We start from the raw sequence: 11,102 nt of genomic DNA, 5'->3' as shown, positions 1-11,102 counted from the left end.
GGCATTAACCTGGGGATATCCCCAAAACGTAATGCAAATACACTCAAGGAGAAATAACCATGAAACTTCCAACCCAAGCACAGAATGTTAATCGCGCTAACCGTGTTGCCGAAGCCAAAGCGTCCGGCGTTAACCCGGCCTTCTGGGGCCAGGCGCTGAATCTGCTGAAAAAAGCAGGCCAGGGCGCGCTGTCCGGCGTACTGAGCTAATCAGTAATGGTGCATGACCGAATGGTCATGCACCATTTATTCATAATAAAAATAAATAATTAAATGTAGTCTGGTGTTAATTGTGTTGTCAAAATCAGGGGATATTAGGTTAGGTGAATTTACATCATAACTAATTGGTATGCTTTATTGTGGTTGGTGTGCGTAAATATCAATCTGTCGTGAGTGTGGTCTGGTATTTGGAAATGAAACCATGAAAAGGTGTATTGATTTTGATTGCAAAGGGGAATGTATGTCTAACAACGGATTTATGGTGAACACAGCAGTGATCAAAGACCTCAGGTTAAAAAAAAATTAAGTCAGGAGGAACTGTCAGAACAAAGCCTTGAATCAAAGTGTTATATCTCTATCTCTACAATAAAAAGAGCGGAGTTAGGCAAGCCGATCTCCAGACAAACGTTGTATAAATTTGCAAAATTCTTTGATGTCACCGAGGAGAACCTCGTGCTGCAGTCACATGATCCCGCATCCTGTGATTTTAATTCTGATGAGTATAAATATATCGCATTTTTGTTTGCTGATTTATATCAGATGCTGGTTCTACGTGATGCGAATAAAATCTGATTGTAGATATAGAAAATAATATTTTAATGGTTTTAAGAATGATGCCGTTTTTATCATTGTGATAAGAGTGGTTGCATAAGAATAAAGTAATGGCCTATTCAGCGATACAATAGCGCCGAATATTTATTCGGCTGATTTTAATACCGGCAGGGAATGCATTTATTTTTATCCCGATACAACGGTGATAATGAGTAAAAAATCAGTAAAGGGATTTACATTATTTTTACCAGGGTTTGTCCAGAGAGTCTGTCGACAGAATCTACGGATTCATTTTGATTGTCGAAATAGCGGTTTAAATGAGAAGGGCGTGTTGCAGAAGTCACGCCATTTCTTATGAAGGGGCGCATTTTATTACCTCAACTAATTTGACTGCAGGAAAACCAACGCACCTGCAGCTTGAAACATGACGGGGATATTGTGAAATGTGCACTGGCAGGAGTTGAATAAAGGATTTTCCCGTGAAAACAGAAAATATACTACCTGGTAAATTAAAAAGTATTCCTGCCGAAAAAATACCCCTCATGGGCTATTCGGTGGGGCGACATATCCCGGAATTTATCTTTTTGCCTTCGGTACTGCGTGACCGAATCGATCGGTTGATGTTATCCGGTAGACCCATTTTGCTTTCTGGCGAGCCGGGCGCAGACCTGTCTGAGATTACCGGCTATATTCGCGCCAGACTTCAGGCGTTGCAGGGGCGCTATGTCGAACTGAGCGGCGAGGGCGATCCAACGAAACGGCTGGAGGAGGCACTCGCCGCTATTCCCGACGATCGTCGGCTAACCTTGTGCATTCCTGGTTTTGATACGCTGACCGAACAGCAGCAGCAGAAGGCTCTGGCGTTGCTTCGGGTAGAACATGCCAGGCGGAGCGAGCTACGGCTGGTGTTCGGGCTGATTGCGGCGCCGGCGGAGAACAGCGCGTCGTCGGCGCAGCCCGCTGCTCAACTGGTGTCGGCGTTTGGCTGCCAGTCGCTGTCAGTACCGGCCCTGAAAGGCCGAACGCAGGATATCGCCGAACTGGTTCATGCCGCCTGGCAGGCGTACCGTCAGTCAATCCGGCAGACATTGCATCCTGAGGTGCTGTTTCACCTGCATCATTACGACTGGCCCGGCAATGTGCGGCAACTGTGGCACAGTATCGCCCGGCTGTTGATGCTCAGCGACGACGCCGAGATCGGCCTGTCGCAGGCCAGTAGTATTCTGCCGCAAATCGTGGCCCGAACGGGGCAAGCGCCGTCAGGCGAGCGGCAGCGGATCAACCGTTCATTATGCGATGCGGTGCTCAGCCGCGATCAGGACGCCCTGCAACAGTTTCACCCGTCGGTGATCAAAGCGCTGCTGTATCTGGGCGAGCATTTCCAGCAGGAAGTAACGTTGATTGAGCTGGCGGAAAATTCCCACATCAGCCCGTCGCATCTCTCCTATCTGCTCAAGCACAGCCTCCGGCTGTCGTTTAAGCAGATTCTGAATCAGACCCGCATTTTCTATGCCTGTCAGCGGCTGGAATGCCACCCCATGAGCCGGATCACCAATCTCTACCTGGATTGCGGCTATGGCGACCTGAGCCATTTTGAGAAGATGTTCAAACGCTATACCGGCGTTACGCCCATCGAGTTTCGGAAAAAATTCAACCCGGTGGTGCTGCGTGATGAAACCGGGTGACAGCCGACGCCCTTTCTTAACGTCCCCGGTCATGGCATGGCCGGGTTTTCCCCAGGATTGGCGCACATTTATTTATTTCCTTCTCCGGCTGTTTCAGATGTGCATCTGGACAACCGTGTCTTAACTCTTCAGACTCGACATCATTCCTTCTTCATCATGCTGTGTTAGGTATGATGTCTACGACGAGCGTAACGCCATTCACCCGCTGATAGATAAAGATATGTTGCTACTTATCGACAACTACGACTCCTTTACCTACAACCTGTACCAGTATTTTTGCGAGTTGGGGGCGGAGGTGCTGGTCAGGCGTAATGATGCGCTGACTTTGGCGGACATCGAGCGGTTATCGCCGCAACGACTGGTGATTTCCCCCGGCCCTTGTACGCCGGATGAAGCCGGGATTTCGCTGGCGGCTATCCGCCATTTTGCCGGCACGCTGCCGATTTTGGGGGTGTGCCTGGGGCATCAGGCGCTGGGGCAGGCATTTGGCGCACGGGTGGTGCGCGCCCGTCAGGTGATGCACGGCAAAACCTCGCCGGTGCGGCACACCGGCCGCGGCGTGTTCGCCGGGCTGGCAAACCCGTTGACCGTCACCCGTTATCACTCGCTGATTCTGGAACAGGATTCGCTGCCTGATTGTTTTGAGGTAACCGCCTGGACCGAGAACGACGCCGGAATGGATGAGATCATGGGGGTACGCCACCGCTCGTTGCCGCTGGAAGGCGTGCAGTTCCACCCAGAAAGCATTCTCAGCCAGCAGGGGCATCAGCTACTGAAGAATTTCCTTGATTTATAGAGGGATAGTGGGAGCAAATCCGGCTTTATACCCGTCATGCTTCACGTTGCAGGTGTGCCGGCGTTATTACCAGGCCCTTCCTATTTAGGGCATGTCGGATTAATGATTGCGTATTTTTGATTTTTTATGCATATTTAATGACTATATTTTCACTCGAAAACCACGGATATCACAACGGGGCAGCAAATGGCGACAGAGAAAGCAGCAGTAACACGGGATACTTACGATAAGGTAATTCTTCCGGTTTATGCACCCGCGCAGTTTGTGCCGGTAAAAGGCAAAGGGAGCCGTGTCTGGGATCAGCAGGGCAAGGAATATATCGATTTCTCCGGCGGCATCGCGGTGACGGCGCTGGGGCACTGCCATCCGGCGCTGGTGGCGGCGTTGAAAGAGCAGGGCGAAACCCTGTGGCACACCAGCAACGTGTTCACTAACGAACCGGCGCTGCGTTTGGCCACCAAACTGATTAATGCGACCTTTGCCGACCGCGTCTTTTTCGCCAACTCCGGCGCGGAAGCCAACGAAGCGGCATTCAAGCTGGCTCGTCATTACGCCATTACCCGCCACAGCCCGTACAAAACCAAGATCATTTCGTTTTATCAGTCGTTCCACGGTCGTACGCTGTTCACCGTTTCCGTCGGCGGCCAGCCGAAATACGCCGATGGTTTCGGCCCGAAACCGGCGGACATCGTGCACGTGCCGTTTAACGATCTGGATGCGGTAAAAGCGGTGATGGATGACCACACCTGTGCGGTGGTGCTGGAGCCGATTCAGGGCGAAGGCGGCATCACGCCTGCCACGCCGGCGTTCCTCAAAGGGGTGCGCGAGCTGTGCGACCAGTATCAGGCGCTGCTGGTGTTTGATGAAGTGCAGTGCGGCATGGGCCGCAGCGGCAAGCTGTTCTCTTATATGCATTACGGCATCACGCCGGACATTCTGACCACCGCCAAAGCGCTGGGCGGCGGTTTCCCGATCAGCGCGATGCTGACCACGGAAGAGATCGCGTCGGTAATGGCGGTCGGCACCCACGGCACGACTTACGGCGGCAATCCGTTGGCCTGCGCCGTGGCGGAAGCGGCGCTGGATGTGATCAATACGCCGGAAGTGTTGTCTGGAGTGGTGGATCGCCATGCGCGCTTTGTGTCCGCGCTGGAGAGTATCAACGCGCAGTACGATATTTTCGACGAAATCCGCGGCATGGGGCTGCTGCTGGGCGCGCAGCTGAAACCGGCCTGGCATGGCCGCGCCCGGGATTTCCTGGCGGCATCGGCGGATCTGGGGTTGATGGTTTTGGTGGCGGGGCCGGACGTGATTCGCTTCGTGCCGTCGCTGGTGATTACCCCGGAAGAGATCGATCAAGGCATGGCGCTGTTCGGAAAAGCAGTGGCGCAGGTGGTGAAAGGCGCGTAAGCCGCGATTTTTCTTTCCACTAAAACGACAAGAGCGTGCCTGGGCACGCTCTTTTTGATCCGGCTGATGTTGATCCGGTGGATGATAATCAGCGGGTGCCGTACACCACGATGGTTTTACCGTGGGCGGAAATCAGGTTCTGATCTTCCAGCATTTTCAGGATACGACCGACGGTTTCGCGGGAACAGCCGACAATCTGGCCGATCTCCTGTCGGGTGATCTTGATCTGCATGCCGTCCGGGTGGGTCATGGCGTCTGGCTGCTTGGCCAGGTTGAGCAGGGTTTGCGCGATACGACCGGTAACGTCGAGGAACGCCAGATTGCCGACTTTCTGCGAGGTCACCTGCAGGCGGCGCGCCATCTGCGAGGACAACCGCATCAGAATATCCGGGTTGACCTGAATCAGCTGGCGGAATTTTTTATAGGAAATCTCAGCGACTTCGCAGGCAGTTTTCGCCCGGACCCACGCACTGCGTTCCTGCCCATCTTCGAACAAGCCAAGTTCGCCGATAAAATCGCCCTGATTCAGATAAGAAAGAATCATTTCCTTGCCTTCTTCATCCTTGATCAGCACGGCAACCGAGCCTTTCACGATGTAGTAAAGCGTCTCTGCTTTTTCACCCTGATGAATCAGAGTGCTCTTCGATGGGTACTTGTGAATGTGGCAATGAGAAAGGAACCATTCGAGAGTCGGGTCTGTTTGCGGTTTGCCGAGAACCATTCGCTGTTATCCTCTGTTGTAATTCACTGCGCAAATCACAGGGCTCAGAGTTCCCTGTACGGCGTGATAACATAGTTATAATTCAATTCCGTCCTGGCGGAATGACGTCAGGGAATAAATATACTGAGGCTGTCTATCGGATGACGCCAGTAAGCCGGCTGCGGGTCTTGCAGAGGCTCAACATACACCGGTTTACTTCTTCGTTTGTAACACAGGTTGAGTGTAGTGTCTTGTGTTGTCTCGCTTCAGCATGATTAAGCTCTGATTATCAGGCTTTTTTGTACATAAGCGGTGTAAAATTTCAAAAATAATTGATTGAGGGCAAACTTATGCAGGCTCGGGTGAAATGGGTTGAAGGGTTAACGTTTCTTGGCGAATCCGCGTCCGGACATCAGTTGCTGATGGACGGTAACGCCGGCGATAAAGCCCCCAGCCCGATGGAAATGGTGCTGATGGCGGCAGGCGGGTGCAGCGCCATTGATGTGGTGTCTATCCTGCAGAAAGGCCGTCATGATGTGGCGGACTGCGAAGTGCGTCTGACCTCTGAACGCCGTGCGGAAGCGCCGCGCCTGTTCACCGCCATCAACCTGCACTTTATCGTTACCGGCAAGGGGCTGAACGACAAGGCGGTAGAGCGCGCGGTGTCGCTGTCGGCGGAGAAATACTGCTCCGTGGCGCTGATGCTGGAGAAGGCGGTGACGATTACCCACAGCCACGAAGTGATCGCGCTCGACTGAATTGCCTGCACGCGGCGGCTAACTTCACCGCCCGCCGCGTCGCTTAATCAATATGATTACCTTCTACTAACCGCTGCACCAGCGGCATCATGATCAACTCCATCGCCAGCCCCATTTTGCCGCCCGGCACCACCAGCGTGTTGATGTGGGAAATGAACGAACCCTGCAGCATCGCCAGCAGGTAGGGATAATCAATGTGGTCCAGCCCCTGAAAGTGGATGACCACAAAACTTTCGTCCATCGACGGAATGGCTTTGGCGGCAAACGGGTTGGAGGTGTCCACCGTCGGCACGCGCTGAAAGTTGATATGCGTGCGGGAAAACTGCGGAGTGATGTGGGTGATGTAATCTTCCATCGAACGTACGACGGAATCCATTACCGCTTCGCGGGAGTGACCGCGCTCGTTGATATCGCGCACCAGCTTTTGAATCCACTCCAGGTTGACGATCGGCACCACGCCGACCAGCAGGTCGACATGCTGCGCCACATCGTGCTGGTCGGTGACTACGCCGCCGTGCAACCCTTCGTAGAACAACAGATCGGTCGGTTCCGGCATCGGCTCCCACGGGGTGAAGGTGCCCGGCACCTGATTGTAGGGAATCGCCTCGTCGTAAGTGTGCAGGTATTTGCGGGTCTGGCCGGTGCCGCTGTGGCCGTATTCGATAAAGGAGTGTTCTAGCTGGCAGAAGTCGTTCGCTTCCGGTCCGAAATAGCTGATGTGGCGGCCCAAATCCCGCGCCTTGCGGATCGCCATATCCATTTCCGGCCGGGTGTAACGGTGATAGCTGTCGCCATCCACCAACGCGGCGCGAAGATTCAGTTGCTGGAAAATCTTGCGAAACGCCAGACTGGTGGTGGTGGTCCCCGCACCGCTGGAGCCGGTGACCGCGATAATTGGATGCTGGTGCGACATGGTGTGCAACCTCCGGTGAATGGTGCCAACTCCGGTCAGAGATATCTGATAATTGTTAGCATGTTTATACCGCGGTGACACGCCAATTTACGTTTTTAAGCGATTGATTCAGGGCTGATACCGTTCACCGCTGCTGAGCTGACTGCGGGGCATGATATTGACGGTTTCATGCAGTTCAGACCAGACCAACACCACGTCGCCCTGCGCCAGTTGCTGGCGTACATCGGCCACTTTTTCATCCAGCGTTCGCTCCTGCTCGCCGTAGTCGGTCCCTTCGCGCAGGACGAACGATTCAATCAGGTTTTGCAGCGTTTCCGACGCCAGTTCTTGCCAGGGAATGATCATGCGTTCTGCTCCAGATAAGGGGTAAACCAGTCGGGAATACGGTGTTCCAGCCACAGTTCGGGTTTGCGCCACGACCCGCCGACAAAGCCGACATGGCCGCCGCATTCCGTCAGTTGGTAGTCGATGTTGGCCGGCAATTGCGTTGTATCGGGGATCACGGCCGGCGTCATGAACGGGTCGTCTTTGGCCTGAATGATCAACAACGGCTGGCGGATGTGCGATAACCGCGGCAGCGCGCTGCTGCGCCGGTAGTAGTCCGTCGCGCCGGTAAACCCATGCAGCTGTGCCGTCACCAGGTCGTCAAACTCCCGCAGGCGATGTACCTGACGTAGCCGTTCGGCGGAAATCGGCAGGCTGCCGGGGTAGGCGGAGAGCTTGCGCAGGGCGCTGCGGCGCAACAGATTAAGCAGATACGACTGGTACAGCCGGGAAAAGCCGTGCTCCAGACGGTGGCTGCAAGGCTCCAGCATCAACGGCGCGGAGACGATAGCCGCGGCGTTCAGCGTGCCGGGCGCGTCCTGACCGCTCAGCAGGCAAGCCAGCATGTTGCCGCCCAGCGATACCCCGACCGCCGCCGTGGGCGCGGCGCCCAGCGTTTGGTTCAGCCAGTGCAGAAAATAGCGGGCGTCTTCGGTTTCGCCGGCGTGATAGGCGCGCGGCAGACGGTTGGGCTGCCCGCCGCAACCGCGAAAGTGCATCACCACCGCCAGCCAGCCGCGCCGCTGGCAGGCGGTCATCAACCCGTGGGCGTAAGGGCTGTGGAAACTGCCCTCCAGACCATGAAACAGCACCACGCGAGGTTTGTGTTTCGCCTGAGCCGGCGTTTCGCTCCAGGCGAGATCGACAAAATCCCCGTCCGGCATAGTCAGCCGCTGCCAGACCGGTTTCAGCGCCGGATGGCGTCGAAGCAGGCGCGGCAGCAGAGTCTGCAGATGGGGATTGCGCACGCCCGGCAAGGGCTGAAAACACTCGCTACGGTGAGAAGAATTATTCATAACCAGAAAGCCATGATGAAAAGGTGTCGTGATGCCCGTGGCGGCGATGCCTGTAGCGGCATCGCGAAAAGCTTGTCTGCATCACATCACGCTGCTAGGTTGTGACGTCCCTTCTGTTACAGGATTGTCGTTTCATGGAGCACTTCAGTCTGTTTCTTTCAATGCTCGGTTTCTTGTGGGTCGCCGCCATTACGCCCGGCCCCAATAATATGCTACTTACCGCCTCCGCCGCCAATTTTGGCGTATTGCGTTCTATGCCGTTGATGCTGGGCATCATGGTCGGCATGCAAAGCATGTTGCTGCTGGTGGCGCTGGGGCTGGGGAGCGTGATCCTGCTTTATCCGTCGCTGCATCTGGCGTTGAAGGTGCTGGGCAGCGCCTATCTGCTATGGTTATCGTGGAAGATCGCCACCGCGGCGTATGAAAAACTGGATACCGACACCGCGCCGTCGGCGCCGATACCGCTGTATCAGGGCGGGTTGCTGCAATTCCTCAATCCGAAGGCCTGGCTGATGGCATTGGGCGCGGTGGCGGGGTTTAGCCTGGCAGGCGACGGTTACGCAGGGTCGGTGGTGGCTATCAGCATTGCGATGGTGTGCGTCAATTTCGTGGCTGGGGTTATCTGGCTGGGATTCGGCGCGATGATCGGCCGCTTGTTGCGTAGCCCGCGCGCCTGGAAGATTTTCAATCTCGCGATGGGGTTGCTGACGGCGACCTGCGTGCTGATGATCTGGCATTGATGGGTGCGGCGGGCCGTGCGTTGCCCGCCGTTTGGGCGTGAAGTCGGGTGTTTACCCCTGGCTTTCCGCGTCGCGCAGCAACTGCTCCAGTTGCTCCTGCGCATCCAGCCAGGCCATTTCGGCGTTTTCCAGATCCGCTTTCGTCGCGCTTTGCTTTTGCAGGCACTCGGTCAGTTCGCTTTTACGGCTGACGTCATAAAGCGCGCTGTCGGCCAGGCGTTCTTCCACTGCGGTCAGCGCGGTTTGCAGTTTCTCCATCTGTTGTTCCAGTTGGGTAATCTGCTTACGCAGCGGTTGGGTCAGCGTGCGTAACTCGGCGTCGCGCCGTTTCTGATCCTTCCTCGACTGAGCGCTGTTGGCGGCGTTGTCTCTGGAGGCGGATTCCGTTGCGTTATCCTGCTTCTGCGCATCCAGCAGCCATTGCTGGTAATCCTCCAGATCGCCGTCAAACGGTTCGACCTTGCGGTCGTGCACCAGATAGAGATCGTCGGTGGTGGATCGGATCAGGTGACGATCGTGAGACACCACGACCAGCGCGCCTTCGAAGTCGATCAACGCCTCGGTCAACGCCTGACGCATGTCGAGATCCAGGTGGTTGGTCGGTTCGTCGAGCAGCAGCAGGTTGGGGCGCTGCCAGACGATCAGCGCCAGCACCAGCCGTGCTTTCTCGCCGCCGGAAAAGCGCTCGGTAGGCTCGGTCACCTTGTCGCCCCGGAAATCAAAACCGCCGAGGTAGTCGCGCAACTGCTGCTCGGTTTCCCGTTCCGCCAGCCGGACAAGGTGCTGCAACGGCGACTCGTCGGGACGCAGGAACTCCAACTGATGCTGGGCGAAATAGCCGAGACGCACGCCTTTGGCCAGGCCGATGTCGCCGCTGAACGGCTGAAGCTCGCCCGCCAGCAGCTTGATGAGCGTCGATTTCCCGGCGCCGTTGTGGCCGAGCAACCCGATGCGCGAACCGGGCACCAGATTGAGTTTGATGGAATCCAGAATCAGACGGTCACCGTAGCCCGCGCTGACTTTTTCCATCCGCAACAGCGGGTTGGGCAACGCTTCCGGCGCCCGGAAGCTGAAGCGGAATGGGTTGTCGACGTGGGCCGGGGCGATAAGCTCCATGCGTTCCAGCATCTTGATACGGCTTTGCGCCTGCTTGGCCTTGCTGGCTTTGGCACGAAAACGGTCGATGTAGTGCTGCAGGTGGGCGACCCGTTCCTGCTGATGCTGGTACATCGCCTGCTGTTGAGACAGGCGGGTGGCGCGCTGCTGCTCGAACGAGGTGTAGTTACCGGTGTATTCAAACAGGGTTTCCTGCTCGATATGCAGAATCCGGTTGGCGATCGGGTCGAGAAAATCCCGATCGTGGGAGATCAGCACCAGCGTGCCGGGATAGTTCTTCAGCCATTTCTCCAGCCAGATCACCGCGTCCAGATCCAAGTGGTTGGTCGGCTCGTCGAGTAGCAGTAAATCGGAACGGCAAATCAGCGCCTGCGCCAGATTCAGGCGCATACGCCAGCCGCCGGAGAAGTCGCTGACGGGCTGTTGCAACTGTTCCTGCTGAAAGCCGAGCCCGTTGAGCAGGCTGGCGGCGCGGGCCTGAATCGACCAGGCCTGAACGGCGTCCAGCTTGCCGTGCAGGGTGGCGATGGCGTTGCCGTCGTTGCGGGCATTCGCCGCGTCCAGGTCGGCTTCCAACTGGCGGAACTCGCGGTCGCCGTCGATCACGTAATCAATCGCCGATCGCGCCAGCGCCGGGGTTTCCTGATTGACCCACGCCAGCGCCCAGTTTTGCGGAAAGGTTACGCTGCCGCCGTCGGCGCTGATTTCCCCTTTCAGCAACGACAACAGGGTTGATTTGCCACAGCCGTTTTTACCGACCAGGCCGACTTTTTGGCCGGGGTTGACGGTAGCGGTGGCGTTGTCCAGCAGTACCCGGGTACCGCGTCGAATTTGCAAGGAGGAGAAAACAATCATAACGCGCCAAATGTTCAAA

Annotated in this window: 12 protein-coding genes; 7 read left to right on the top strand and 5 right to left on the bottom strand. The window is 56.0% G+C overall.

Features of this window, described 5'->3' with window-relative positions; genetic code table 11:
* The first annotated feature begins 59 nt into the window (after positions 1 to 59).
* The 5 genes from DXXMK7_RS22865 to DXXMK7_RS19270 all read left to right on the top strand — a co-directional run bounded on the left by DXXMK7_RS22865 (position 60) and on the right by DXXMK7_RS19270 (position 4,661).
* Positions 60 to 209, top strand: a complete 150-nt coding sequence (locus tag DXXMK7_RS22865; RefSeq protein ID WP_022635150.1) for a hypothetical protein — start codon at positions 60 to 62, stop codon at positions 207 to 209.
* A gap of 264 nt (positions 210 to 473) precedes the next feature.
* Positions 474 to 791, top strand: coding sequence for a helix-turn-helix transcriptional regulator (locus DXXMK7_RS19285; protein WP_107760597.1), 318 nt, complete (start codon positions 474 to 476; stop codon positions 789 to 791).
* 458 nt (positions 792 to 1,249) lie between these two features.
* Positions 1,250 to 2,455: a helix-turn-helix domain-containing protein gene (locus tag DXXMK7_RS19280; protein WP_038920417.1), complete on the top strand. Its 1,206-nt coding sequence runs from the start codon at positions 1,250 to 1,252 to the stop codon at positions 2,453 to 2,455.
* 220 nt (positions 2,456 to 2,675) lie between these two features.
* Positions 2,676 to 3,251 carry an aminodeoxychorismate synthase component II gene (locus tag DXXMK7_RS19275; protein ID WP_038664982.1) on the top strand — a complete coding sequence of 192 codons (576 nt, stop codon included), beginning with the start codon at positions 2,676 to 2,678 and terminating at the stop codon, positions 3,249 to 3,251.
* A gap of 186 nt (positions 3,252 to 3,437) precedes the next feature.
* Positions 3,438 to 4,661: an aspartate aminotransferase family protein gene (locus DXXMK7_RS19270; protein ID WP_038920415.1), complete on the top strand. Its 1,224-nt coding sequence runs from the start codon at positions 3,438 to 3,440 to the stop codon at positions 4,659 to 4,661.
* Positions 4,662 to 4,749: 88 nt separating this feature from the next.
* On the opposite strand, the gene crp is transcribed toward DXXMK7_RS19270, so the two are convergent.
* Positions 4,750 to 5,382, bottom strand: coding sequence for a cAMP-activated global transcriptional regulator CRP (gene crp / locus DXXMK7_RS19265; protein WP_012768072.1), 633 nt, complete (start codon positions 5,380 to 5,382; stop codon positions 4,750 to 4,752).
* A gap of 329 nt (positions 5,383 to 5,711) precedes the next feature.
* On the opposite strand from crp, the gene DXXMK7_RS19260 reads away from it, so the two are divergent.
* Positions 5,712 to 6,119: an OsmC family protein gene (locus DXXMK7_RS19260; protein WP_038664988.1), complete on the top strand. Its 408-nt coding sequence runs from the start codon at positions 5,712 to 5,714 to the stop codon at positions 6,117 to 6,119.
* 43 nt (positions 6,120 to 6,162) lie between these two features.
* Here the strand turns inward: DXXMK7_RS19260 and DXXMK7_RS19255 are convergent, their stop codons facing one another.
* The 3 genes from DXXMK7_RS19255 to DXXMK7_RS19245 form a co-directional block, all read right to left on the bottom strand.
* Positions 6,163 to 7,032, bottom strand: a complete 870-nt coding sequence (locus tag DXXMK7_RS19255) for a phosphoribulokinase (protein WP_038920414.1) — start codon at positions 7,030 to 7,032, stop codon at positions 6,163 to 6,165.
* Positions 7,033 to 7,140: 108 nt separating this feature from the next.
* Positions 7,141 to 7,377 (bottom strand): YheU family protein, encoded by a 237-nt coding sequence (locus DXXMK7_RS19250; protein ID WP_038664995.1) that lies wholly within the window; start codon positions 7,375 to 7,377, stop codon positions 7,141 to 7,143.
* Positions 7,374 to 8,372 (bottom strand): hydrolase, encoded by a 999-nt coding sequence (locus DXXMK7_RS19245; RefSeq protein ID WP_038920413.1) that lies wholly within the window; start codon positions 8,370 to 8,372, stop codon positions 7,374 to 7,376. Before DXXMK7_RS19245 ends, DXXMK7_RS19250 begins: the two co-directional genes overlap by 4 nt.
* Before the next feature lie 134 nt (positions 8,373 to 8,506).
* Between DXXMK7_RS19245 and DXXMK7_RS19240 the strand changes: the two genes are divergently transcribed.
* A complete protein-coding gene (locus DXXMK7_RS19240; RefSeq protein ID WP_038920412.1) occupies positions 8,507 to 9,112 on the top strand; it encodes a LysE family translocator in 606 nt (201 codons plus the stop codon).
* A gap of 51 nt (positions 9,113 to 9,163) precedes the next feature.
* Here the strand turns inward: DXXMK7_RS19240 and DXXMK7_RS19235 are convergent, their stop codons facing one another.
* Positions 9,164 to 11,083, bottom strand: coding sequence for an ABC transporter ATP-binding protein (locus DXXMK7_RS19235; RefSeq protein WP_038921147.1), 1,920 nt, complete (start codon positions 11,081 to 11,083; stop codon positions 9,164 to 9,166).
* Positions 11,084 to 11,102: the final 19 nt, after the last annotated feature.

Origin of the sequence: Dickeya sp. MK7 (assembly GCF_000406305.1) — a bacterium.
Taxonomy (GTDB): Bacteria; Pseudomonadota; Gammaproteobacteria; order Enterobacterales; family Enterobacteriaceae; genus Dickeya; species Dickeya fangzhongdai.
This window is presented reverse-complemented; position numbering and strand designations above follow the sequence as displayed.